At 68.6% G+C, this 24202-nt stretch carries 21 protein-coding genes; 13 read left to right on the top strand and 8 right to left on the bottom strand.

Features of this window, described 5'->3' with window-relative positions; genetic code table 11:
• The first annotated feature begins 10 nt into the window (after positions 1-10).
• Both PUT80_RS15430 and PUT80_RS15435 read left to right on the top strand, forming a co-directional pair.
• Positions 11-1501 carry an MFS transporter gene (locus PUT80_RS15430; RefSeq protein ID WP_275292378.1) on the top strand — a complete coding sequence of 497 codons (1491 nt, stop codon included), beginning with the start codon at positions 11-13 and terminating at the stop codon, positions 1499-1501.
• A gap of 119 nt (positions 1502-1620) precedes the next feature.
• Positions 1621-2073, top strand: coding sequence for a hypothetical protein (locus PUT80_RS15435; protein ID WP_275292379.1), 453 nt, complete (start codon positions 1621-1623; stop codon positions 2071-2073).
• A 486-nt stretch (positions 2074-2559) separates the two neighbouring features.
• Here the strand turns inward: PUT80_RS15435 and PUT80_RS15440 are convergent, their stop codons facing one another.
• The 8 genes from PUT80_RS15440 to PUT80_RS15475 form a co-directional block, all read right to left on the bottom strand.
• Positions 2560-3075, bottom strand: coding sequence for an SRPBCC family protein (locus tag PUT80_RS15440; RefSeq protein ID WP_037817976.1), 516 nt, complete (start codon positions 3073-3075; stop codon positions 2560-2562).
• A gap of 20 nt (positions 3076-3095) precedes the next feature.
• Entirely contained in the window at positions 3096-4016 is a 921-nt protein-coding gene (locus PUT80_RS15445; protein WP_275292382.1) for a VOC family protein, read from the bottom strand.
• 1 nt (position 4017) lies between these two features.
• Positions 4018-4869 (bottom strand): fumarylacetoacetate hydrolase family protein, encoded by an 852-nt coding sequence (locus PUT80_RS15450; RefSeq protein WP_275292384.1) that lies wholly within the window; start codon positions 4867-4869, stop codon positions 4018-4020.
• Positions 4870-4876: 7 nt separating this feature from the next.
• Positions 4877-6439 carry a hypothetical protein gene (locus PUT80_RS15455; protein WP_275292386.1) on the bottom strand — a complete coding sequence of 521 codons (1563 nt, stop codon included), beginning with the start codon at positions 6437-6439 and terminating at the stop codon, positions 4877-4879.
• Positions 6436-6990: an SCO family protein gene (locus PUT80_RS15460; protein WP_275292388.1), complete on the bottom strand. Its 555-nt coding sequence runs from the start codon at positions 6988-6990 to the stop codon at positions 6436-6438. The genes PUT80_RS15455 and PUT80_RS15460 overlap by 4 nt, the downstream gene beginning before the upstream one ends.
• 55 nt (positions 6991-7045) lie before the next feature.
• A complete protein-coding gene (locus tag PUT80_RS15465) occupies positions 7046-7987 on the bottom strand; it encodes a LysR substrate-binding domain-containing protein (RefSeq protein ID WP_275292390.1) in 942 nt (313 codons plus the stop codon).
• Positions 7988-8032: 45 nt separating this feature from the next.
• A complete protein-coding gene (locus tag PUT80_RS15470) occupies positions 8033-8515 on the bottom strand; it encodes a DUF6130 family protein (protein WP_275292392.1) in 483 nt (160 codons plus the stop codon).
• Positions 8516-8629: 114 nt separating this feature from the next.
• Entirely contained in the window at positions 8630-10150 is a 1521-nt protein-coding gene (locus PUT80_RS15475; protein ID WP_275292394.1) for a tannase/feruloyl esterase family alpha/beta hydrolase, read from the bottom strand.
• A gap of 113 nt (positions 10151-10263) precedes the next feature.
• Between PUT80_RS15475 and PUT80_RS15480 the strand changes: the two genes are divergently transcribed.
• The 11 genes from PUT80_RS15480 (at position 10264) to clpB (ending at position 24202) form a co-directional block, all read left to right on the top strand.
• On the top strand, positions 10264-12975 hold the full coding sequence (locus tag PUT80_RS15480; protein WP_275292396.1) for a LuxR family transcriptional regulator: 2712 nt from the start codon (positions 10264-10266) through the stop codon (positions 12973-12975).
• A 92-nt stretch (positions 12976-13067) separates the two neighbouring features.
• Positions 13068-14090: an alpha/beta hydrolase gene (locus tag PUT80_RS15485; RefSeq protein ID WP_275292398.1), complete on the top strand. Its 1023-nt coding sequence runs from the start codon at positions 13068-13070 to the stop codon at positions 14088-14090.
• An 85-nt stretch (positions 14091-14175) separates the two neighbouring features.
• Entirely contained in the window at positions 14176-15288 is a 1113-nt protein-coding gene (locus tag PUT80_RS15490) for a serine hydrolase domain-containing protein (RefSeq protein ID WP_275292400.1), read from the top strand.
• A gap of 205 nt (positions 15289-15493) precedes the next feature.
• Entirely contained in the window at positions 15494-16252 is a 759-nt protein-coding gene (locus PUT80_RS15495) for a glycoside hydrolase family 75 protein (protein WP_238604768.1), read from the top strand.
• A 118-nt stretch (positions 16253-16370) separates the two neighbouring features.
• A complete protein-coding gene (locus tag PUT80_RS15500; RefSeq protein ID WP_275292402.1) occupies positions 16371-17273 on the top strand; it encodes a nucleoside hydrolase in 903 nt (300 codons plus the stop codon).
• Between the two features lie 11 nt (positions 17274-17284).
• On the top strand, positions 17285-17767 hold the full coding sequence (locus tag PUT80_RS15505; RefSeq protein WP_275292404.1) for a hypothetical protein: 483 nt from the start codon (positions 17285-17287) through the stop codon (positions 17765-17767).
• 206 nt (positions 17768-17973) lie between these two features.
• Positions 17974-19848 (top strand): molecular chaperone DnaK, encoded by a 1875-nt coding sequence (gene dnaK, locus PUT80_RS15510; protein WP_275292406.1) that lies wholly within the window; start codon positions 17974-17976, stop codon positions 19846-19848.
• 5 nt (positions 19849-19853) lie between these two features.
• A complete protein-coding gene (locus tag PUT80_RS15515; protein WP_275292408.1) occupies positions 19854-20336 on the top strand; it encodes a nucleotide exchange factor GrpE in 483 nt (160 codons plus the stop codon).
• 163 nt (positions 20337-20499) lie between these two features.
• Positions 20500-21267, top strand: coding sequence for a DnaJ C-terminal domain-containing protein (locus PUT80_RS15520; protein WP_343076886.1), 768 nt, complete (start codon positions 20500-20502; stop codon positions 21265-21267).
• Entirely contained in the window at positions 21264-21575 is a 312-nt protein-coding gene (locus PUT80_RS15525; RefSeq protein ID WP_205670298.1) for a chaperone modulator CbpM, read from the top strand. The genes PUT80_RS15520 and PUT80_RS15525 overlap by 4 nt, the downstream gene beginning before the upstream one ends.
• Before the next feature lie 2 nt (positions 21576-21577).
• Positions 21578-24202, top strand: coding sequence for an ATP-dependent chaperone ClpB (gene clpB, locus PUT80_RS15530; protein WP_275292411.1), 2625 nt, complete (start codon positions 21578-21580; stop codon positions 24200-24202).

The following is a 24202-nucleotide window of genomic DNA, read 5'->3' on the forward strand; positions in this document are numbered from 1 at the left end:
AGAGAACTTCATGAACTCTGACCTCTCGCCGACCGGGATCGCCCAGTCGGCTCCCCGAAGCGCGCCCGGAAACGCCGTGCGCCACCAGTACCGCTGGCTGACGCTCGTCGTGCTGAGCCTCGCCCAGCTGATGGACATCCTCGACTCCACGATCGTCAACATCGCCCTGCCGAGCGCGCAGCACGACCTCGGATTCCCCGCCGATTACCGGCAATGGGTGCTCACCGGCTACGCGCTCGCGTTCGGCAGCCTCCTGCTCCTCGGCGGCCGGCTCTCCGATTACTTCGGCCGGAAACGGCTATTCCTCGTCGGCGTCGGCGGGTTCGCCGTCGCTTCCGCGGTCGGTGGCGCCGCCGGGAACTTCACGACCCTGCTGGCCGCGCGAATCGGCCAAGGCGCGTTCGCCGCGATGCTCGCCCCGGCCGCATTGTCCTTGCTGTCCATCACTTTCGCAGACGACGCCAAGGAACGCGGCCGCGCGTTCGGCATCTTCGGCGCGATCTCCGGTGCGGGCGGAGCAGTGGGTTTGCTGCTCGGCGGTGTCCTCACGCAGGGCCTGTCGTGGCGGTGGTGCCTCTACGTCAACCTGATCATCGCGGCTCTCGCGTTCGCCGGCGGACTAGTTCTCCTCCGCGACGGCGACCGGCCGCAGCGGGTCCGGCTCGACGTCGCGGGCACGGCCGCGGTGGTGCTTGGCCTGATCGGGATCGTCTTCGGTCTCGGCACCGCGGAACGCAACGGCTGGCACGACATCCGGACGCTCGGACCGGTGCTCGCGGGTGTCGCGCTCATCGCCGCGTTCGTCGTCGTCGAACGCCGCACCGCCCACCCGCTGCTGCCGCTGCGGGTGATCCTCGACCGGGTCCGCGGCGCCGCGTACCTGACCTTGGGCATCACCGGGACCGGAATGTTCGCGATCTTCCTGTTCCTCACCTTCTATCTCGCGAACACGCTGGGGTTCAGTCCGCTGCAGACCGGCGTCGCGTTCCTTCCGATGATCGGCCTGGTCATGGCGGGAGCGGTGTTCTCCGGGGCGGTGCTCCTGCCGCGCTGGGGACCTCGGCCGATCGTGCCGCTGGGCTGTCTCCTCGCCGCCGTCGGCATGGTCATCTTGACCGGAATCGGCGCGGACTCGAGCTACGCCGGGAACATCCTGCCCGCCCTGCTCGTCACCGGGATCGGCTTCGGCTTCATCTTCGGCCCGGTGCAGAACGCCGCGACCAGCGGAGTCCGGCCGCACGACGCCGGGGTGGCGTCCGCGCTGGTGACGACGGCCCAGCAGATCGGCGGCTCCGTCGGAACCGCGGTGTTCAGCTCGCTCACGACGTCCGCGATCGCCGGCTACCTGGCCGCACATCCAGGAATCCTCGCCGCGGCGACCTTCGCCGGATACCACCTGGTGTTCTGGACCGCGGCGGCGGTTTTCCTTTGCAGCGCGCTGCTGGCTGCGGCGCTGTTCCGGAGCGGTCCGTTGCCGCTGCCCGCAGACCCGGCGGCCTGAGATGCGAACGCTAGCCTGGTGGTATGGCAGAGACCCGTCCTTGAGGCCGGGCGGCGCACAACGCCGTGCGCGAGTCGCCATTCGGAGTTCTGGGTCGCCTGCGGCATAGACTGGCCTGCGTGGCCGGCCAGAAACTTCTAGCTTTCCTCCGCGAACTGCGGGCGACCACCACCTGGAAGGTGACCGCCGACGACACCTCAGTGAGATGGCAACTCAGCGGGTTAACGTGGCAGACCACGGTGATCGTCGACCCGCGGCGCTGGCTCGGGCTGGAGTTCGAGGCACGGGTCCCGGCGACCGGCAAGCTTGTCACGTACGACATCGACACCGATCTGTACGACATCACGCAGGAGCGCCAGCGCGAGTTCGCCGAGGAGATCGAACACGACATCATCGAGTTTCTCGACAACCTGCGGAAGGGCTCGATGCTGCGCGGAACCGACGGCGCGCTCGTCTTCCCGCTCGACGGTTCGTGGATCCGCGTCGTCCGAGGGCGGTTCCTGACCAGCGCGTCGACGCACGCCGATGCTGCGGCAGCCCGGGCCGGTGGCGACTATGCCGTGGTGCGGTAAGGGCTACTGATACTTCACCGGGTTGCCGTTGAGATCGCCGCCGTCGCACGGCCAGGGTCCGTCGTCCAAGGGGCCGAGTCCGCTGCGTCGTCCGAGAAACCGGCCGCGATGCGGTCGGTAGCGATCAACAGTGGCTGCCAGCGTGCCGCGGCGAGGTCGGTGTCCTCTGGTGTCAGAGAACCGAGCGGGATGGCGGTCGGCCAGACTGCCCAGCCATCGGAAGCCAAGACACGCAGACGCCGTCCGCCAGCAGGACGAACGCGCCGAGCTATTCGTGCTCGAGCGCGACCGAGCGGAGGACCGCGCCGACGAAGTCGAGTTCGGCCAGGACGTAATCGTCCGAGTCTCGGTGGGCGATCCACACCGTCCCGTCGAGGCTGACCACCGGCGGGTACGGGTGGCCGTCGGCACGGTGCTGCCATCGGACCGCACCGGAGGAATCGAATGCGGTGTACGTGAAGGGAACCTCACGTACCTCGGCAGCGCTTATGCGGCAGTGCCCTCGATGTGCGCCTTCAGCAGTTCCAGCCCGGGCTGGATGCGGGCCGAGTCCTCGACCGGGTGCGGGCCTGCCGGTTCGGTGGGCGGGACCAGGCGCTCGAACAGGCGGCAGAACAACGTCGTGCCGTCGCCGAGGTCGAAGGTGGTGAAGGTGGCGATCGCGTGCATCGCCGGCGCCAGGGTTCCGTCGTCGAGCACGTCGCGGCCGACCACTGTCCACAGTTTGCCCGGCACTCGCGCGACGACCGTGTACAGCTTCGGCTTTTCGTTCAGGTCCGGGACGATGGTTTCGAGCAGCACGTCGCCGAGTTCCGCGGGGACGTCCGCGGTGCCGCGGCGTACTTCGGTTCCGGTGGCCATCGGCAGCCACTTCGGCAGGTTCGACCAGGTGGTCACCCAGTCGTAGACCTCCTGTGCCGGGCGGTTGACCACGATGCGGTTTTCGACGAAGCGGATGTTCAGGTTGTCCGGGATCTGCGGGACGTACAGTGCGGTGGACATGATTGTTCTCCTTTTCGGGGTTATTTGGTGGAATGCTGACCGGTCATGAGCGCGCCGAGGTCGTCCGGTTCGAGGAACGACGGCGGCGGGGGCGGGCCCCAGCTGAACAAGCCCTGTGCGCCTTCGAAAACCTCCGGCGTCCAGATCTCGTCCTCGGGGATGCAGTCCATGTCGGCGTAGTACTCGCTGAAGTTCCCCGCCGGGTCTTTGAGATACCAGAAGAAATTGGACCCCGCGTGATGGCGGCCGAGGCCCCACACGTGCCGGTCGGGGTGGCCGTTCAGCATCGCCGCCGCGCCGCGGCCGACGTCGTCGATGTCGTCGACCTGCCACGACGTGTGGTGCAGGAAGTTCACCGGGGCCGCGAGCGCCAGCACGTTGTGGTGATCCACCGAGCAGCGCATGAAGGCGCCTTTGTGCCCGATGTAATCGCTGACCTTGAAGCCGAGTGCCTCGGTGAAAAAGCGCATGGTGGCATCGAGATCGGTGGTGCCCACGACGCAGTGGCCGAGTTTCTTCGGGCGGATCGGGTACTCGCGCACGACACCGGGCGCGCGGCCTGACCGTTCGATGCGGCCGGGGCCGTTGTACGGCGTGGCCAGGACGGGGTTCTGCGTGATCCGCGGCGAAATCTCGACTCGCACCGTGAATCCGGAGACCGGCTCGATCGCGCAGACGGCGGTGCAGCTCTCGGTGCTGACTACGCCGAGCCGGTTCAGGCGCGCCGCGGTTCGGGCGAGGTCGTCGGCGTCGTCGACTCCCACGCCGAGTTCGAGCAGTTGCCGGTACGGCGCGTACCGCACTCGCAGCTGCTCGCCGCCTTCGAGGGTGGTGAAGGAACCGTCGCCGACGTGGGTGAGTCCGAAATCGGCGTAGTAGGCAATGGTTTCCGCGACGTTCGGCACACCCATGGTGACGCGGGTCAGCCGGTGCATCCCCATGTCAGTCCTCCAGCGCGGCGACGAAGGTCTGCCGCATTTCGCCGAGACCTTCGATCCAGCTGACCAGTTCCTCCCCGGCCCGCAGGAACCGTTGCGGCGTACGGCCGACACCGACCCCGGACGGGGTTCCGGTGAAGACGAGATCGCCCGGGTACAGGGTGATCGTCTGCGACAGCGCGGAAATCAGCCGGGCGACCGGGAAGATCAGCTCGCGGGTCCGGCCGTCCTGCACGGTCTCGCCGTCGACCGCGCAGCCGAGCGCCAGGTCGTCGCGGTCCGCCAGTTCGTCCGGCGTGACCAGCCACGGCCCGACCGGGGCGAAGTCCGGGAAAGACTTGCCGAGACTGAATTGCGGGGCCGGACCGGCCAGTTGCGAGACCCGTTCGGAGAGGTCCTGTCCGATCGTCACCCCGGCGAGGTGCTCCCACGCTTCGGATTCCGGGACGCGGTGCGCGGTTTGTCCGACGACCGCGACGAGTTCCACCTCCCAGTCGACGTTGCCGCCCGGCGGCAGGACGACCTCGGCGTCGGGACCGGTCAGTGCGGAAACGAATTTGGTGAAGACCGGAGGAAGGCCGTCGGGCGAGGCGAAACCGGATTCCGCGGCGTGTGCGTCGTAGTTGAGTCCGATCGCGACGATCTGCCGCGGCTCGGGGGAGGGCGGACCCAGCTGGGTCCGGGCGAAGACGACATCGGGTTCGGCGGTGACCTTTTCCGCCCAAGCCTGGAATTCGGTCCAGTTGCGGTACAGCGAGCCGAGGCCGAAGAGGCCGCCCGACGCCTTGGCGACGTCGATTCCCTTGTCCTCGGCGGTCAGCAGGACGGCCCGGCCGTCCACATTGGCCAGTTTCACGGATTTCTCATTTCTGGAAACAGAGTGTCAGATTGGTTCGAACGGCGAGCGGGAGACTGACGACGAGGTCGGTCCCCTCCGACCGGGTGCGGAGGCCGGGCGAATCGGCGGCGAGCACGTCGTCGCGGAACAGTTTCCAGGGCCGGTCGACGTTGCCGATCCGCAGCGTCACGTCGGCCGGTTTCCCGGCCACTGGCCGCAAAGTCAGTGCCAGCAACGACTTTTCCCGGTCGTACCAGGCACGGACGAATTCGGCGGGGCCCTCGATCGCCGTCACCGCGGGCTCCCGGAAATGTTCCGCGGTCCACGGATGGTGATACATCTTCCACAGTCCGTCGGCGACGTTCAGCCGGGCGTAGCCGAGCATCGCGTTGCCGGTCAGCCGGTCCATGAAGATCATGTTGCCGTTCTCGTCGAACGACCGGTCCTCGCGCGGGTAGAACAGCCCTCCGTTCTCCCAGGTCGGGTTCAGGTAAGCGTCGGCGTAGCCGAGGAGGCCGCGCAGGTTCTCGTGATCGCCGACCTCGGCCATACAGGCCGCGACATAGCCGAAAGCCGGGGCGCGCCAGGCGAAATCCAGGTCGCGGGTGAACTCCGGTTCCCGGCCGGCGAGGCGCGCCTTGCGGGCTTCCAGCGCCGCGGTCGGTTCGGCGAGGGTGACCAGGCCGTCCGGGGTGCGCCGGATCTCGTCGCGGATCTGGTCGGGATAGAGCCGGTGCACCAGGTCGCGGCTCCAGGCGTTCAGGTTCAGCGCCGTCCAGGCGTTGCCGCCGCCTTCCAGGGGCATCTCCGGCCGGTTCTGTTCGACCAGCCAGAGCCGCCAGTACTCGCCGTACTCGTTGAGGATGCCCCGTTCGTCCCACGCCGCCTGGTAGTTCCGGGTGACCTCCTCGGCGACCGACGTGCCTTTGCGCAGGTCGAGGAGCCGGAAGCCGAGGATCGGGAACTGGTTGCAGACGAGGAAAAGGCAGTTGGGTTCGCAGACGATGCCGTACCAGCCCTGTTCCGCCATCTGCCAGTACAGGTTGTCGGCGAGCGAGCTGAGCGAGTACTCGTAGATCTCGGCGCCGAGTCCTTGGAAGAGCGGGTCCCAGCGGAAGGAAAGCGCGCCTGCGCGGTCGTACTGGTCGCTGTCGAACAACATGCTGTGCATACCGAGAATCGCGAAGAACCGGCCGCTGTACATGATGTTTTCCTTGACCACCGGATCGCGCCAGCCTTCGCGCAATTCGGTGAGGTCAGGGTTGTTGCGGATGCTTCCCCGGCTGGTCTCGCGCCAGTACGCCCACACTTCCGGAAGCTGCATTTTCCGGATGATCTCCTCGAACACCGGCCGGAACGCTCCGGGGGCGGCGGGAAGATGGTGGAAATGCGCGAAACCCAGCGTGTAAGCCATCTGGGTCAGCTGGTAGCGGTAGGCGTCGGTCCATTCCTGGCCCCACCGCATGCTGCCCATGTTCGCCCATTCGTTGTCCTGCTGGGCGATCAGATTGCGCACGTGCTGGACGTGGCCCGCTTGCTTGTCGTCGAGTGCCGGATACCCCGAGATGTCCGGGGCGGTCGGCGTCACCGATCCGCCAAACAGGACTTAAGTGCGGCGGCGATGTCGTTGCTGTCCACCGGATCCACGAAGTGGGTGAGGTATTCGCCCTCGGGGCCCATGAGGTAGGTGAACGCGCTGTGTGGCGTCCGGTAGCCGTCGGGGTCGTCGATGCGCCGGGAGTGCACGTGGTAGGCCTTCTTCGCCGCCTCGATTTCCGCGGCGGGCCCGGTCAGCCCGGTGATCCGCGGATGATTGGCCGCCAGGAAATCGCGCATGACCTCCGGGGTGTCGCGTTCCGGATCGACCGTGACATAAAGGGCCTGCACTCGATCTGCGTGATCGCCGAGTTGGTCGAGCGCCTGGTCGATCCGGGCCAGCGCGGGCGGGCACACGGTCTGGCAATGCGTGAAGCCGAAAAAGACGAGGAGGTATTTTCCGAAATAGGAACGTTCGGTGACCGCGGTGCCGGAATCGTCGATAAGCCGGAAACTTCCGCCGACTGTCGGAACCGGGCGCGAAATCGTCGCGGAAGCGGAACCGGAACCGGAAGGGGTGCAGCAGGAGGAATTCATTTCCATGACTCACACGCTAGGAGCCGTGGTCATGCCCGTCCAATGCCGCGTTGGCGCTCGGCTATGTCGGTTGGGTATAGCCGCTGATGGTCGCCCGGATCTCGGCCGCGACCTCGTCCAGTTTTCGCATCATGAGCAGCATCGTCGGCGTGAGCTGCCTGCCCGCGGGCAGCGTGACGCCGACCGATTCCACGATGCCGAGGTCGATCGGCAGCGCGGACAGCTCCGGTTCGGTGTCGGCGACGAGCTGCGGCATCACGACCAGGGTGTCGGTCTCCAGCGCGATGGCGCGCACGGCGAGGAACGAACCGCATTCGATGCGGTTGGCCGGGGTGGAGAGGCCGCGGCTCAGGAGCTGTTCCTCGAATTGCCGTCGCTGCGGGTTGTCGGCGGGCGGCATCGACCAGAGTTCGCCGACCAGATCGGCGAGCGTGAGCCCCGGCCGCCGGTGCGCGGGATGCTGGCGGCGCGCCACTACGCGAGCGGGCTCGTAGTAGAGGTGATGCTGGCGCAGCCGGTCGTTGTTCGCCGGTTCGAGCGTGCCGACGACCAGGTCGACGTCGCCCGCGAGCAGCGCCTCGTACAGCGCTTCCGGGCCGCCGTGCCGGATGATGACGGTCAGGTCGGGCGCGACGGCTTTCACTCGCGCGACCGCGCGGGGCAGCAGCACGCTCGCCCCGGCGAGGAAGGTGCCGATCGTGACGGTGCCGGCGTGGCCGTCAACGAGTTCTTCGAGATGCCGCCCGGCTTGGCGGAGTTCGGCGAGCACTGCCCGGGCGTGGTCGACGAAGACCTCGCCGAACAGCGTCGCCGTCATCCCGCGCGGGCTGCGCTCGAACAGTTCGACCTTGAGGATCGACTCGAGTTCGCGCAGCCCGCGGGTCAGCACCGGCTGCGTGATGTGCAGCCGTTCGCCGGCGGCGACCAGCGAGCCCTGTTCGGCGATCGCCACGACGTAGCGCAGATGGCGCAGCTTGAGCCTGCCGTCGGCGAGATCGGTCATCGGGAACGCTCGGCTGGTCGCATGCGCCCGATTCTGCCGGTCCGCTCAGTGGTGGCCGCCCACCGGCACGACGAAACTGACGGTTTTGCTGTCCAGGACGTGGTGCGTCGGGTCGGCCAGCCCGATCCACACCTTGTGCGGGCCGGGCGGCAGCGCCTGGATGATCAGCGGTTCGCCGCTGCCGTCGGCCCAGTGCCAGGGCGCGTCGTCGACCGTCACGTGGATGTGGCCGATGCGCGGCGAGACGTCGAGCGCGGCCGGGCCGTAGACCGGGACGATGCGCAGGTTTTCCGCTCGGTAGCGCAGGACGACCAGGCCTTTCGCGAGCTGTTCCGGCAGCGGCGCGTCGACGGTGAGCGCGGGCGGCGGCTGGGACGGCAGCGGCACGACGGGGGCGGGCGGCCACCCCGAGGCCGCGGCGGGCGGAGGGGCGGAGGTCACCGGAGGCGCGGGAACGGCGGAAGCGGAGCACGCGGTCGCCAGCAAAGCGGCTGAACCGAGGATCGCGGTGCGAAGAAAATGAGCCATGGCACGAAAACTAGGCAGCTGTTGATCATCTTCGCGTCGGTCGGACGACGGGATCGCTGTACGTCATGGGGGAAGTGCCGTGCGTGCCGCTGGGGTCGGCACGCACGGCACAGGTCAGCGGCAGCGGTAGCTGGACGCGACGGCGGGGTCGCCGTAGCCCTTGTACCGCGAGACCCGCGGGTACGCGCACAGGTCGCGGGTCTGCTTCCCGTCCGCGGTCGCGGCCGCCAGGGTGGCCGGGGCCTTGCCGTGCTCGACCCAGTCGACCAGCGCGCCGAGCGGGTTGGTCGGCGTCGCGCCCGTACCGCCGCCGCAGTGTTCGACGCCGGGGGCCAGGAACAGCCGGTAGAAGTCGTTCACCCGGTGGGAGCCGCCCATCGCCCGTTCGACCTCGGCGCGGTAGCGCAGGGTGCCGCCGGGCGGGATGAGCTGGTCGTCCGTGCCGACGAAGGTCAGCAGCTTGCCGCCGGTCCGGCGGAAGGCCGACAGGTCCGGGTCGGCGGTGCCGATGACGTCGTCGTACTCCCGCACCGACTGGCGGAACACCTGCGCGAACTGGGCGTAGCTGAGCTTCGAGACGTCGAAGTCGGCCTGCTTCTCCACGAACGACTGCACCCACTTGACCGCGACCGGGAACCCGGTGGCGTACGGGCTGTCGCCGGTTCCGGCCAGCCAGGTGAAGTCCGCGCCCTTCGGGAGGCCGTCCCACAGCTTCCGGCCGCGTTCGTCGGTCGGCCCGGCCCAGATCTTGCGCATGACGTCGGCGTCCTTGGCCGTGACGGTGATTTCCTTGCCGTCGCAGACGACCTTCGTGCCGATCAGCGAGCGCGGGTCGTAGCTGCACTCGTCCGGCCGGTCGACGATGCCGTTCTTGACGCCGTCGTTCGCGTCGCACGCCTGGACCGCGGCCTGCCGGAATGCGGTGAAGACGCACGCGCTCGGGAAGTCGTGCTCCTGGTTCATCACGATCTGCGGCCAGAGCGTCGCGACCGCGAACTGCGTCCAGTGGACCGCGGGCGCGTTCGCCAGGATGCCGTCGAAGTCGCCGGGGTAGTTCTGCGCCTCGGAGTAGCCCTGGCGGCCGCCGGTCGAGCAGCCGTTCCAGTACGAGTAGGTCACCGGCCGGTGGTAGAACCGCTGCGTGACGTCCTTGCCGATCAGCGCGGCCTCGTGCACCGAGCGGGTGGCGAAGTTCGTCAGCAGCGGCTGGTCGACCTTGCCGGGCGCGGTCAGCGCCCACGAGGTGTCGAGGCCGGACAGGACGCCGGCGTCGGTGGTCACGCCCGCGTAGCCGTCCTTGGCGGCCTGGGCCAGCGGTGCGCCGAAGTCCCCGGCGGCGTACGCGCTTCCGCCGACTGCCTGGAGCCGTCCGGTCCAGCCGGTTTGCGGCAGGGCCACCCCGACCTTGACGTGGTCATTGGCCCCGGGATGGGTGAGCGTGACGGTGATTTCGCAGTAGCCGGGCTTGGCTTCGGCCTGCACGGATTCGATCTTCGCGCCGCTGGGCGCGGTGACCGGGACGGTGGCGCAGGCGGTGGTTTCGGCCGCCGCGGCGCTGGGCGCGAGCTGGGTGACGGTGGTCACCAGCAGCGCCGCGAGCGGCAACGCCGAGAGAAGTGTTCGGGTGCGTCTCATCGCTTTCCTTTGTGGAGGGTCGCTTTCGCCTGAAACTAAGGCGGCCGCCGTACCCTTCGCGCCCGTCGGACGACGCCGTTGACGTACGTCGTCGCCCGGTATCGTCAGGGATCATGACGCTGCGCGGACGGGACGCCGAGCTCAAGGAGCTGACCGAGCTGGTGGACGGCCCGGAAGGACGCGTCGGCGTCCTCGTCCGGGGCGAGGCCGGCATCGGGAAGTCCGCGCTCGTCGGCGCGGCGGCCGCGGCTGCGTCGGTCGCGGGCATGCGGGTGCTGCGGACGACCGGCGCCGAGGCAGAACAGGACCTCGCGTACGCCGGGCTGCACCAGCTCCTGCACCCCATTCGCGCAGGTGTGGCCGGGTTGCCCGCGCCGCAGCGGACGGCGTTGGAGACCGCGCTCGGGCTCGCGGACGGACCGGAACCCAGCGCGTATCTGGTCGGACTCGCCGCGCTGACGCTGCTGGCCGACACCGCCGCCGCGAAGCCGGTGCTGGTCGTCGCCGAGGACGTCCACTGGCTCGATCGCGCCAGCGTGGACGTCCTGGCGTTCGTCGCCCGGCGGATCGAGACCGAGCCGGTCGCCCTGCTCGCGACGCTCCGCGACGGATCCGGTCCGCTGGCGGACGCCGGGCTCTGCCTGATGCCGCTCGACCGCCTCTCCGACGACGCCGCCGCGGAGCTGCTGGACTCGGTCGCGCCGAGGCTCGACCCGATGGTCCGTACCCGGCTGCTCGCCGAATCCGCGGGTCATCCGCTCGCGCTCACCGAGCTTCCGGCCGCGGTGGCCGACCTCGACGTGCTCGATCCGGTCCTGCCGCTGACCGAACGGCTCGAGCGGACGTTCGCCTCCCGGGTCGCGACGCTGCCGGAAGCCACCCGCGCCGCACTGCTGGTCGCGGCGCTCAACGAGACCGGGTCGATCGCGGAAACCCTTGCCGCGACAGGAGTTCTGCTCGGCACGCCGGCGGAACCCGAGGTGCTGAGCCCCGCTGTCGACGCCCGGCTGGTCGAGTTCGCGGTCGGGTGCCTGACCTTCCGGCATCCGCTGATGCGGTCGGCCATTCCCGCCGCGGCAACGCTCAGCGACCGGCGGCGGGCGCAGCTCGCGCTGGCCGAGACGGTGCGCGAACAGCCGGATCGGCGCGCCTGGCACCAAGCCCGGGCCGCCGCCGGTCCGGACGAAACCGTGGCCGCGGCCTTGGAATCGGCCGCCGACCGAGCGCGGCGGCGAGGCGGGGCCGCGGCGGCGATCGCGGCACTCGAGCAGGCGGCGCAGCTCAGCGAAAACCCGGACGCCCGGGCGGATCGGTTGCTGCGGGCCGCCGAGCTGGCGGTCGAATCCGGTCGCCGCGAGACCGCCGAACGGCTGGTGCGCGAAGCCCGGAACGGATCGCTCTCCGCGCGCCGGAAGGCCACCGCGAGCCAGTTGCTCAGCGGTTTCGAGGACGGCGTCCGCGAGGATCCCGCACGGATCGGGGAGTTGGCGGCGCTCGCCGAATCCGTCGCCGCCGACGGACAGGACGACGCCGCGATGCGGATCCTGTGGGGCGCGGCGATGCGGTGTTTCTGGGCTGAACCCGGCGCGACAGCCCGCCGGACGCTGCTGGACATCGCTGCCGAGCTGCCGCTCCCGGACGATGACCCGCGCCTGATCGCGGTCGCCGCGTACGTCGCGCCGTTCGAGCGTGGCACCGCGGTCCTGGCGCAGCTTCGGGTGCTCGCGGGCGCGACCGGGTCCGATCCGGAAACCGACCGCTACCTGGGCAGCGCGTCCTTGCAGGTAGGCGCCTTCGACCTGGCCGCCCGCTTCTCGACGGCCGCGGTGCCGGGCCTGCGCGCGCAAGGCAGGCTCGGGTTGTTGCCGCGGGCGTTGGCCGTCCAGGCGTGGAGCCGGGTCCGGCTCGGCGATCTGGCTGGCGCGGCACCGTCTGCCGCCGAGGCGGTCCGGCTCGCGCAGGAGACCGGGCAGCCGTTCATGGGCGGGCTGGCGTTGGCGGTCCAGGCCGAGATCGCTGCGCTTCGCGGGGACCACAAGCAGGCCAACGCCCTCGCCGACGAGGCCGAACGCGCCGGGCTCGCCGCTGGTGCGCGTCCGGTGCTGGCCACAGTCCAGCTCGCGCGCGGGCTCGTGGCGTTGAGCGAAGGCCGGTACGAGGACGCGTTCGCCGACTTGCGCCGGTTGCTCGACCCCGCGGATCCGGCGTATCAGCTGGCCCTGCGCGCGTACTGCGTCGCGGAGCTGACCGAAGCCGCCGTCCGGGCCGGGCAAACCGATGCGATGCGGGAAATCCTGGCCGAGCTGGAGCCGTTGGGAGCCGCGTCCGAGGCACCGGCGCTGCACATCGGGCTGCGGTACGCGCGGGCGGTGCTCGCTCCGAAGGAAACCGCCGAAGACCTGTTCACGGCGGCTTTGCAGGCGGACTTGAGCGGATGGCCTGCCGAACGCGGACGGATCCACCTGGCGTTCGGCGAGTGGTTGCGGCGGCAGCGCCGGGTCGTCGAATCGCGCGCGCACCTGCGTACCGCGCGGGAGACTTTCGACGCGCTCGGCCTGACGGCGTGGGCCGAGCGGGCGCGGCGCGAGTTGCGCAGCGCGGGGGAGTCGAGCCCGAACCGGAGCCCGGACGCCCGCGACAAGCTCACGCCCCACGAGCTGAGCATCGCGCAGCTGGCCGCCGAGGGCCTGACGAACCGGGAGATCGGGCAGCGGCTCTATCTTTCGCACCGGACCGTCGGGACCCACCTGCACCGGATCTTCCCGAAGCTCGGCGTGAGCTCCCGCGCCGAACTGGCCGACGCGGTGCGGGCGCTCGGCGACTGACTTACGCCGGTTGCGTCATCCGACGGGCGCGGGCGGGCGGCCGGACTCCCTAGCGTCGAGGCCGTCCCACGGTCTTGCGCACAGGAGTTCAGATGATCAGCAGGAGACGATTCACCCAGATGTTCGCGGCCGGTGTGGCGGCGACCTCGCTCGCCGCCTGCTCGTCGCCCGCCGCTTCGCAGACTGTGGCTCCCGACCTGCGGGCGGGTTCGGGCGAGCACACCTCGCTGGGCACGATCAAGCACGCCGACGCCGGAGTCGTGAGCATGGCGTACGCCGAATTCGGCCCGGCAGGCGGCAAACCGGTGATCCTGCTGCACGGCTGGCCGTACGACCCGTACAGCTACGCCGACGTCGCGCCCTTGCTTGCCGCGCAAGGGTTCCGGGTGATCGTCCCGTTCCTGCGCGGGTTCGGCCCGACGGTCTTCAAGTCCGCGGACACGGTCCGCAACGGGCAGCAGACGGCCATCGCCCTCGACGTCGTCGCGCTGATGGACACGTTGAAAATCGACAAAGCGATCCTCGGCGGATACGACTGGGGTTCCCGGACCGCCGCGGTGATCGCCGCGCTGTGGCCCGAGCGGTGCCAGGCCGTCGTCCCGGTCAGCGGGTACATCGTCGCCAACCTCAAGGCGAACCTGCAGCCGCTGCCCCCGGCCGCCGAACTGGGCTGGTGGTACCAGTATTACTTCGCGACCGAGCGCGGCCGCGCGGGCTACGCGGCGAACCGGCACGATTTCAACAAGCTGATCTGGAAGACGGCCTCGCCGACCTGGCATTTCGACGACGCGACGTACAACCGCAGCGCCGCGGCGTTCGACAACCCCGACCACGTCGCGATCGTCATCCACAACTACCGCTGGCGGCTCAGCCTCGCCCCCGGCGAACCGCGCTACGACGCGGACGAGCAGAAACTCGCCGCGGGCGCGACCATCGGCGTCCCGGCGATCACCCTGGCCAGCGACTTCGACGGCGCGGCCAAGGACGGCAAGGGCTACCGCGCCAAGTTCACCGGAAAATACGAGCACCGGATCCTCGACGGCATCGGGCACAACGTGCCGCAGGAGGCGCCAAAGCCGTTCGCGCAGGCGATCGTGGACGCGGCCAAGCTCTGAGGATTCATCGAGGTTTGATCGAGAGCGAATACGGTGCGCACGCCTCTCGCCGGAAACCCGGCGGCTGTCGAACTTGAGGAGTGCGATGAGACGCAAAGCTTTCGGTGCCGTGGCGGTCGCGGCCGCCTTGATCGGCCTCGCCAGCCCGGCTTCGGCGGAAACTCCCGCCGACATCCTCCAAGCGGGCGCCCAGGCCGGCGTCAGCGCGGGATACCCCGGGGTGATCGGGCTGGTCCGCAACGGCGAAAGCACGCAGTACATCCACGCCGGATACGGAAACCTCAACACCAAGACCCCGGCGGACCCGAAAGCGCGGTTCCGGATTGGCAGCGACACCAAGGCGTTCACCGCCGCGGTGCTGCTGCAACTGGAAGCCGAAGGCAAGCTCTCCCTCGACGACACCATCGCCCGCTGGCTGCCCGGCGCGGTGAACGCCAACGGGAACGACGGCACGAAGATCACCGTCCGGCAGGTGCTGCACCAAACCTCCGGATTGCCGGACTACACGGGCGATTCGCGGTTCATCAACTCCTACGTCGCGAACACCAACCCGCGCCAGGCGTGGCCGCCGCAGACGCTGGTGGACATCGCGACGTCGCATCCGTCGCTGGGCACGTCGTTCCACTACTCGAACACCAACTACATCCTCGCCGGCATGGTGATCAAGGCGGTGACCGGAAACGAACCGGCCGTCGAGATGCAGCGGCGCATTTTCGAGCCGCTCGGGTTGAGCAACACCTCGTTCCCGACCGCCGACCCGGGGTTGAGCGGCAATTACCTGAACGGCTACTACATCTCGTTCGGCGTGTTCTACAACGACTTCACCGTGTCGAATGTGCAGGCCTTCGGGACCGCGGGCGCCATTGTGTCCACAGAGGACGATCTGGCGACGTTCGAACGCGCGCTGTTGAGCGGAAAGCTCCTGCCGCCGCAGCAGCAGGCCGAGCTGAAGACGACGGTGCCGATCGACAACGCGGGCAACCAGTACGGGCTGGGGATCGGCCTTTCGCCGACGGCCTGCGGAATGGCGTGGAATCACAGCGGCGGGGTGCTCGGCTACTTCAACACGTGGCTGACCAGCGACGACGGCAGCAAGCAGGTGCTGGTGGCGGCCAATGAGAACCATCTGGCCGGAGCCGCGACCCGGGGACAGACCACGCTCGGCAACGCGGCGCTGAAGGCCTACTGCGCGTCCTAGGCCGCTGTCGGTCGTGAGGGGAACCCTGAGGGAATCAGATTCCCTCAGGGTTCCCCTCACGTACAGTCCGGGTCCGTGGGGCGCGGCTGGGCGGCCGAGTTCCGGTCAGCGGCACTTTCTGGGAATCACCTCGTGACACGGGCCGGTCACGGGTGGTTCACTATGTTAGGAAGTTTTCCTAATGAAGGCTGGAGGTCGCCCGGTCATGTCATCCTCCCGTAGGCGTTTCGCTGTGGTCGGCGCCGCCCTGGCGCTCGCCGTGCCGCTCGCGGTCAACTCCGCGCACGCGGAAACCGCCGACGCCACCGCCAAGTCCTATACGGCCGCGCAGGTGCTGGCCGGCGTCAAGAAGAACAGCACGGACGCGAACAAGGTCAACTCCAAACCGCACATCAACACCATGACGCGGGCCAAGAACGTCAACGTCTACCAGGTGGCAAAGGGCGTCTACGCCTACGGTTCCGGACTGGCCGTCGACACCGACGGCAGCGACCCCGACCCCGATCCCGACCATCAGGGCACGACGACTTTCAAGGACAGCAACGGAAAGTCGCTCGGCGCGCACCACGTGCCGTTCTACGTCCTCGGCGACGACTGCTACGACAAGAAGAGCCCCTGCCCGCATTTCTTCTACAAGGAACACGGCATCAAGGGCCGTCAGTTCGCGTTGATGTTCTACAAGAGCAAGGTGATCGGCGCGATCTTCGGCGACACGCAGACCGCCAACGACCAGGACACGTCGGACAACGACTCGCGCGAATTGGGCGAGGCGTCGGTGAAGGCGGCTTCGCTGCTGGGAATGAACAGCAGCGGCACTGACGGCGGCGTCGACAACGGCGTGACCGTGGTGATCTTCTCCGGTTCGGACTGGGTCGTGAACGGCACCAACTCCAACCTGAACGCGACCGCCCAGGGCATGGTCACCAAGGCGCTGGACAGCCTTGGTGCGAGCATGGGTATCTGATTTCTCCGACGAACGCGGTCACTGCCGAGGCTGGCAGTGGCCGCGTTTGACGTGTTGTTCTCCGGTTCGGTTGACGGCGAAGTTTGCGCTGTTCGCCAGTCTCCGGAGAAGATGTCTTATGGCGACCACGACCACCGTCATTGTCGACCAGGACGGCGGTGTCGACGACGCGCTTGCTCTCGTTCTCCTGGCCCGCGCGCCCGGGGTCGAGATCGTCGGCGTGGGTTCAGTGCACGGCAACGTGTCGGCGGCGGCTGCGGCCGACAATGGCTTGCGAGCGCTCGAGATCGCGGGGGATCACTCGACACCGGTCGCGGTAGGAGCTTCTGATCCGCTTGCCCGTCCTCTGCATCTCGCCCACCCCGAAGACCTGCTGGGCAAGGCGGCGGGTTCGCCGAAGCGGACGCCCGTACGGGAGGAAACCGCCGCCGAGCAACTAGTGCGTCTTGCCCGGGAGAGCCCCCGCCGGGCAGATCTTCTGACACTCGGCCCGCTCACCAATGTCGCGCTCGCTCTCCAGGCTGAACCGGAGTTGCCCCGGCTGGTCCGTCGCGTGGTGTCGATGGCTGGCGCATTCGAGGTGACGGGCAACATCAGCGACTGCGCGGAAAGCAATGTGTGGCACGATCCGGAGGCAGCGGCCCAGGTCGTGGCGGCTGGGTTCGACCTGACGCTGGTCCCTCTCGATGTGACCCGCAAAGCCACCGTCACCCGGCTATGGCTCGAACTCCTCGCTGCCGATCAGGACCGGCTGTGGGGGCGGATGGCGGCGATGCTCCTTGCCATGCCGGGAAAGTTACCGGCTTTTCCGCTGCATGACCCCTTGGCCGCCGCGATCCTGCACGACCCGTCGATCGCCAGGTTCCGCCACGCGTCGGTCACCGTCGACGTCGGGGAGCGGCGTGGGCAGACTCGAGCTGGGGAGGCTACGCCCGGGGCGAACACGGCTGTCGTTTTTGCCGCTGATACCAGTGCCCTGCTTGCACAGTTGACCCGCGCTTTGCTGCCTGGTCGGCGCTAGGAGAGTGGCTTGTGGAAATTTCTTTCTCGCCGAGTCCCGTCTACACGCCTGCTGGGCGAGAACATGCCCATGCTGACGGCTTGGCTGCCATTTCCCAACACGATTTGCAGTGGTATTTCTTCCTCGGCCAGCTTTCGATCTCCCATGCCGGAATCGGGATCGGGCCTCCGTGGGGCTGGGTGCCGCTGTTCGACGCCATGTTCTGCGTGCGTAACGTGATGGCCGTCGCCCGGACAGGAAGCGGAACCTGGACGATCGACTTCACGGAGAACGCCGAACTCATCGTCTTCGACTTCGATCGAGGTTCCCTCCGGGTCACTCCGACCTATCTGGATGCCGTAGTGCATTGCTCCGCCGACGAATTCGTGGCCGCTGGGACCGGCTTCATCACGGGAGAACTGCGCCGGGTGCTGGCCGAGTACCCCTCGCTGGCCCGCAACCAGGCTGCTCGGACGCTGGCGCGGGACGTGGGGCTGGAGCTCCCCGCTGGGTAGCGCGGCTTCCCCGGTCGACCCTTTGTGTCGCGGAACAATCTTCTTTGGCGCGCCCCACAATCGCAAGACAATTCCCCTGGAAAACGCGCCGGTAAAGATCATCCCGTGTTGACGCCCCCTTTCCTTCTCCAGTACACCAGACCTCGGACTCGCCCTGTCCGGAGGTATCCGGGCAGGAGAAGAAAATCCCGGAAAGGAACGGCGTCGTGGCGAAAGCGGTGGGCATCGACCTGGGGACGACCAACTCGGTCATCGCGGTGCTGGAGGGCGGTCAGCCCGCGGTGATCGCCAATGCGGACGGGGCTCGGACGACCCCGTCGGTGGTCGCGTACACCGATTCGGGCGAGCGGCTGGTCGGGCAGCTCGCGCGGCGGCAGGCGATCATGAATCCGAAGGGCACGATCTCGTCGGCGAAGCGGTTCATCGGCCGCCGGTTCGACGAAGTGGCCAGTGAGATCGACGGGGTGTCCTACGACGTCGTGCCGGGGCCGGACGACGCGGTGCGGTTCGACGTGCACGGCAAGAAATACGCGCCGGAGGAGGTTTCGGCGCTCGTGTTGCGCAAGCTGGTGGACGACGCGTCGAAGTTCCTGGGCGAGAAGGTCACCGAGGCGGTCATCACGGTGCCGGCGTACTTCAACGACGCGCAGCGGCAGGCGACGAAGGACGCGGGCCGGATCGCGGGGCTCGAGGTGTTGCGGATCATCAACGAGCCGACCGCGGCGGCGCTGGCTTACGGGCTCGACAAGAAGCAGCACGAGACGGTGCTGGTGTTCGACCTCGGCGGCGGCACGTTCGACGTCAGCGTGCTGGACATCGGCGACGGCGTCGTGGAAGTGCGCTCGACCGCGGGCGACACGCATCTGGGCGGCGACGACTTCGACCGCCGGGTCGTCGACCATCTCGCGGATCAGTTCGAGCAGGAGAACGGCATCGACCTGCGGGCGGATCCGCAAGCGCTGCAACGGTTGTTCGAGGCCGCGTCCAAGGCGAAGGAAGAGCTGTCCTCGGTCACGCAGACCACGATCAACCTCCCGTTCATCACCGCGGACGCCTCGGGGCCGAAACACCTGAACACGACGTTGATGCGCTCCACTTTCGACCAGATCACCTCCGACCTCGTCGAGCGCTGCAAGGTGCCGGTGGAGCGGGCGCTGGCCGACGCGAAGCTCACCGCGAACGACATCGACGAGGTGATCCTCGTCGGTGGTTCGACGCGCATCCCGGCGGTGCAGGCGCTGGTGCGGCGCATGACCGGCGGCAAAGACCCGAACATGACGGTCAATCCGGACGAGGTCGTCGCCCTCGGCGCGGCGGTCCAGGCGGCCATCATCAAGGGCGAGGCCAAGGACGTCCTGCTCCTGGACGTCACCCCGCTTTCCCTGGGCATCGAGACGATGGGCGGCGTGATGACCAAGGTCATCGACCGCAACACCACGATCCCGGCCCGGCGCAAGGAAACCTTCTCCACCGCCGAGGACAATCAGTCCGCAGTGGACATCGTGGTCCTGCAGGGCGAACGCGAGAAGGCGGCGGACAACCGGGTGCTCGGCCGGTTCCGGCTCGAGAACATCCCGCCCGCCCCGCGCGGCGTGCCGCAGATCGAGGTCACCTACGACATCGACGCCAACGGCATCCTCAACGTCTCGGCCAAGGACACCAATTCCGGCCGGGAACAAACCATCACCATCTCCGAAAGCTCCAATTTGGACTCCGCGGACGTCGACCGCATGGTCGCCGACGCCGAAGCGCACCGGGCCGAGGACGCCAAGCTGCGCGAGATCGTCGACGCGCGAAACACCCTCGACAGCGCCGTGTACCAGGTGGAGAAAAGTGTCTCCGAGCTGGGCGACGCGGTGCCGGTCAACGAGAAGGCTCGCGCGGAGAACCTTGCCGTGGACGCCCGGGACCTCCTCAAGCAGGACGAGCCGAGCCTGGCGAAGTTGCGGTCGATGACCTCGGAACTCCAGCAGTTGTTCCACGGTCTGTCCGCGGTCGCGTCCACCGCGGGCGACGCGCCCGGTGCGCAATCCCCAGACGACGGCGACGACGTGGTCGACGCCGAATTCACCACCTCCTGACCGCCATGGAGAACCAGAAGCAAGACGCCGCGGAAGCGGAAAACAGCACCGAACTCCAGGCCAGAGTCGCCGAGTTGGAGAACAACTGGCGCACGGCGCTGGCGGATCTGGACAACCTCCGCAAGCGCACCGTCCGGGACACCGTGCAGGTGCGGCAGCAGGAACGCAAGCGGGCGGCCAAAGAACTCCTGACCGTGCTGGACAACTTGGACCTGGCCATCGAGCACGCCGAGGCGGACCCCGCGACCATCGTTGCCGGGGTGGAAGCGGTGCGGGCGCAGGCTGACCTGGCGATGTCCAACCTCGGGTTCCCGCGGCACGCGGACACCCAGGGGGAACCGTTCGACCCGCAGGTGCACGAGGCGGTGTCGGTCGTTCCGGCGGTGGGCGTCGAGCCGGGCACGGTGGTCCAGGTCGTGCGCCCCGGCTACGGCGGCGCCGAGAATCAGTTGCGGCCCGCGGCGGTCGTGGTCGCGAAGGCGGATTGATGAGCGACAGCGAGGACTTCTACGAACTGCTCGGCGTTTCCCGGACAGCCAGCCAAGATGAAATCCAGAGGCGTACCGCAAACTCGCCCGCAAGTACCACCCGGACGTCAACAAGGACCCCGGGGCGGAGGAGAAGTTCAAAGCCGTCTCCGAAGCGTACGACGTGCTTTCCGAACCGGAGAAGCGCAAGCGTTACGACGCGTTCGGCAAGGACTTCCGGCAGGTTCCCCCGGACATGGACCCGGACACCTACGCCCGCGCCAAGGCAGGCGGCGGTTTCCAAGGCGGCTTCCAGAGCAGCGGTTTCCAGAGCGCCGAAGGAGTCAACTTCGAGGACCTCTTCGGCGGCATGTTCGGCGGCTTCCAAGGCCGTCAGCGCGGCCCGATCCCCGGCGCCGACCAGGAAGCTGGCGTCGAGATCCGCCTGGAGGAGGCCTTCCACGGCGGACGGCGGTCGTTCACCCTCGACGGTCCGGAGGGTTCGCGCACGGTCGACGTCAACATCCCGGCCGGAGTGACCGACGGCAAACGCATCCGGCTGGCCGGGCAGGGCGGCTACGGCAGCGGGGAAGGCGCGCCGCGCGGCGACCTGTACCTGGTGGTGCATCTGGTGCACGACAAGCGCTACCGGGTAGAAGGCCGGGACGTGACCGTCGATCTTCCTTTGCTGCCTTCGGAAGCAGCGCTGGGCGCGACCGTCGCCATGGACCTTCCCGGCGGCGGCGAAGCGAAACTGAAGATCGCGGCGGGAACGTCCAGCGGACGAAAGCTGCGGTTGCGCGGCCGCGGCATCCCGAACAACCGCGGCAACCCCGGCGATCTGTACGCCGCGGTCAAGATCGTCGTCCCTCAGCACCTGACCGACGAGCAGCGGAAGCTCTACGAGGAGCTGGCCGCGGCCACCGACGACAACCCGAGGAGGCCGGGATGACCTACGCGCTCGTGCGCCGCAGCCCCGGCGCGGCGCATCTGGACCTGCCGACGTTCGCCCACGCGACCGGCCTGCATCCGGAGCTGGTCCGCCGGTTCACCGTGCTCGGTCTGCTGGAACCGGTCGAGGACGCGCGCGGCGAATGGTGGTTCCCGGTCGCGCAGGTGTCCGCGGCGGCCCGGATCCAGCGGCTGCGCGCCGGGTTCTCGCTGAACTACGCCGCGGTCGGCCTGGTCGCCGATCTGCTCGACCGCATCGCGGACCTCGAAGCGGACCTCCGTACCCGACCCCGACGCAGCGGAGACTGACCATGGATCCCAACCGGCTCACGCAGAAATCCCAGGAAGCGCTGCACGCCGCCCAGACCGCCGCGCTGAAGTACGGCCAGCCGGAGGTCGACGGCGAACACCTGCTGCTCGCGCTGCTCGACCAGCCCGACGGGCTCGCGTCCCGGCTCCTCGAAGAGGCGGGCGCGGACCCGGCGCGGCTCAGGCAAGAGCTGGAAGCGGAACTCGGCCGCCGTCCCAAGGTGAGCGGCCCCGGCGTCGCGCCCGGCGAAACGCGCGTGACCGCCCGGCTGGCCCGCGTGCTCGACGCGGCCGATCGCGAAGCGGGGCGGTTGAAGGACGATTACGTGTCCGTCGAACACCTCGTCGCGGCGTTGCTGGAGGAGGGGAGTTCGAGCGCGGCCGGACGGCTGTTGCGCGGCGCGGGCCTGACCCGGGACAAGTTCCTGGAGGTGCTGCGGAAGGTGCGCGGCAACCAGCGGGTCACCTCGGCGACGCCGGAATCCGCTTACGAGGCCTTGGAAAAGTACGGCCGCGACCTCGTCGCCGACGCGGCGGCGGGCAAGCTGGACCCGGTCATCGGGCGCGACGCGGAGATCCGCCGGGTGATCCAGATCCTGTCGCGCAAGACGAAGAACAACCCGGTGCTCACCGGCGATCCGGGCGTCGGCAAGACCGCGATCGTCGAAGGGCTCGCGCAGCGCATCGACCGCGGCGACGTGCCGGAAGGCCTCAAAGGCAAGACGGTGTTCTCTCTCGACCTCGGTGCGCTCGTCGCGGGCGCGAAGTACCGGGGCGAGTTCGAGGAGCGGCTGAAGGCGGTGCTCAGCGAGGTGACCGCGGCCGAGGGTCGGATCCTGTTGTTCGTTGACGAACTGCACACCGTCGTCGGCGCGGGTGCCACCGAGGGCGCGATGGACGCGGGCAACATGCTCAAACCCATGCTCGCGCGCGGCGAACTGCACCTGATCGGTGCGACGACGGCGGACGAGTACCGCAAGTACATCGAGAAGGACGCAGCGCTCGAACGACGGTTCCAGCCGGTGCTGGTGGACGAGCCGTCGGTCGAGGACGCGATCTCGATCATGCGCGGGCTGCGCGAGCGGCTGGAGGTGTTCCACGGCGTGAAGATCCAGGACAGCGCGCTGGTCGCCGCGGTCGTGCTGAGCCATCGCTACATCTCGGACCGGTTCCTGCCGGACAAGGCGATCGACCTGGTGGACGAGGCGTGCGCGATGCTGCGCACGGAGATCGACTCGATGCCCGCCGAACTGGACGAGCTGAGCCGGCGGCTGACCCGCACCGAGATCGAGGAAGCCGCGCTGGCCAAGGAAACCGACGCGGCGAGTCATGCCCGGCTGGAAGAACTGCGTCGCGAACTGGTCGATCTGCGCGCCGAGGCGGGCGGGATGCGGACGCAGTGGGAGGCGGAACGCTCCGCGCTGCACAAGGTGCAGGCGCTGCGGGAGGAGATCGAGCAGGTCAGCCGGGACGCCGACGCGGCCGAGCGGGCCTACGACCTGAACAAGGCCGCCGAACTGCGCCACGGCAAGCTTCCCGAGCTGGAGCGTCGCCTGGTGGGCGAGGAAGAACTGCTCGCCACGCGGCAGGCGGGCACCCGGTTGCTGCGCGAGGTCGTGACGGAGGAGGAGATCGCGGCGGTCGTGTCGCGGTGGACCGGCATTCCGGTCAGCCGGCTGCAGGAGGGCGAGCGGGAGAAGCTGCTGCGCCTGGACGAACTGCTGCACGAGCGCGTGATCGGGCAGGACGAGGCGGTGCAGCTGGTCGCGGACGCGATCATCCGGGCACGGTCGCGGATCAAGGACCCGCGCCGTCCGATCGGGTCGTTCCTGTTCCTGGGCCCCACCGGCGTCGGCAAGACCGAACTGGCGAAGGCGCTCGCCGCGGATCTGTTCGACACCGAGGACAACATCGTCCGGATCGACATGAGCGAGTACCAGGAACGGCACACGGTCTCGCGGCTCGTCGGCGCGCCGCCCGGGTATGTCGGCTACGACGAGGGCGGCCAGCTCACCGAAGCCGTGCGGCGCAAGCCGTATTCGGTGGTGCTGTTCGATGAGATCGAGAAGGCGCACGCGGACGTGTTCAACACGCTGCTGCAGGTGCTCGACGACGGACGGCTGACCGATTCGCAGGGCCGCACGGTCGATTTCCGCAACACGGTGATCATCATGACCTCCAACATCGGCGCGCATTTCCTGCTCGACGGCGTGAATGCCGAGGGCGAGATCACCGAGTCCGCGCGCGACGAGGTGATGGCGGCGCTGCGCGGCCACTTCCGGCCGGAGTTCCTCAACCGCATCGATGACATCGTGCTCTTCAAACCGCTGACGCTGCCGGAGATCGAACGGGTTGTCGAACTGATGCTGGGCGAACTGCGCAAGCGGCTCGCCGAGCAGAACATGACCCTGGAGGTGTCCGACAAGGCGCTGCGTTTCATCGCGGAACAGGGCTTCGACCCGGTGTACGGCGCCCGGCCGCTGCGCCGGTTCCTCGCCCGCGAGGTCGAGACCCGGATCGGGCGCGCGCTGCTCGGCGGCGAAGCGCACGACAACACGGTCATCGACGTCAGCCTCGACAACGGCGTGCTCACCGTGACGTGCCGGGACCACGCGGCAGCGGCGTGA

Source organism: Amycolatopsis sp. La24 (assembly GCF_029087445.1).
Classification (GTDB): Bacteria; Actinomycetota; Actinomycetes; order Mycobacteriales; family Pseudonocardiaceae; genus Amycolatopsis; species Amycolatopsis nivea.

What these genes read in the sequence shown, in the direction of transcription:
- PUT80_RS15525 (WP_205670298.1), top strand. Translation starts at nt 21,264, where the DNA reads ATGACCTACGCGCTCGTGCGCCGCAGCCCCGGCGCGGCGCATCTGGAC.
- PUT80_RS15445 (WP_275292382.1), bottom strand. Translation starts at nt 4,016, where the DNA reads ATGGGGATGCACCGGCTGACCCGCGTCACCATGGGTGTGCCGAACGTC.
- clpB (WP_275292411.1), top strand. Translation starts at nt 21,578, where the DNA reads ATGGATCCCAACCGGCTCACGCAGAAATCCCAGGAAGCGCTGCACGCC.
- PUT80_RS15460 (WP_275292388.1), bottom strand. Translation starts at nt 6,990, where the DNA reads ATGGAAATGAATTCCTCCTGCTGCACCCCTTCCGGTTCCGGTTCCGCT.
- PUT80_RS15500 (WP_275292402.1), top strand. Translation starts at nt 16,371, where the DNA reads ATGGCGACCACGACCACCGTCATTGTCGACCAGGACGGCGGTGTCGAC.
- PUT80_RS15515 (WP_275292408.1), top strand. Translation starts at nt 19,854, where the DNA reads ATGGAGAACCAGAAGCAAGACGCCGCGGAAGCGGAAAACAGCACCGAA.
- PUT80_RS15440 (WP_037817976.1), bottom strand. Translation starts at nt 3,075, where the DNA reads ATGTCCACCGCACTGTACGTCCCGCAGATCCCGGACAACCTGAACATC.
- PUT80_RS15480 (WP_275292396.1), top strand. Translation starts at nt 10,264, where the DNA reads ATGACGCTGCGCGGACGGGACGCCGAGCTCAAGGAGCTGACCGAGCTG.
- PUT80_RS15485 (WP_275292398.1), top strand. Translation starts at nt 13,068, where the DNA reads ATGATCAGCAGGAGACGATTCACCCAGATGTTCGCGGCCGGTGTGGCG.
- PUT80_RS15495 (WP_238604768.1), top strand. Translation starts at nt 15,494, where the DNA reads ATGTCATCCTCCCGTAGGCGTTTCGCTGTGGTCGGCGCCGCCCTGGCG.
- PUT80_RS15465 (WP_275292390.1), bottom strand. Translation starts at nt 7,987, where the DNA reads ATGACCGATCTCGCCGACGGCAGGCTCAAGCTGCGCCATCTGCGCTAC.
- PUT80_RS15430 (WP_275292378.1), top strand. Translation starts at nt 11, where the DNA reads ATGAACTCTGACCTCTCGCCGACCGGGATCGCCCAGTCGGCTCCCCGA.
- PUT80_RS15490 (WP_275292400.1), top strand. Translation starts at nt 14,176, where the DNA reads ATGAGACGCAAAGCTTTCGGTGCCGTGGCGGTCGCGGCCGCCTTGATC.
- PUT80_RS15475 (WP_275292394.1), bottom strand. Translation starts at nt 10,150, where the DNA reads ATGAGACGCACCCGAACACTTCTCTCGGCGTTGCCGCTCGCGGCGCTG.
- PUT80_RS15470 (WP_275292392.1), bottom strand. Translation starts at nt 8,515, where the DNA reads ATGGCTCATTTTCTTCGCACCGCGATCCTCGGTTCAGCCGCTTTGCTG.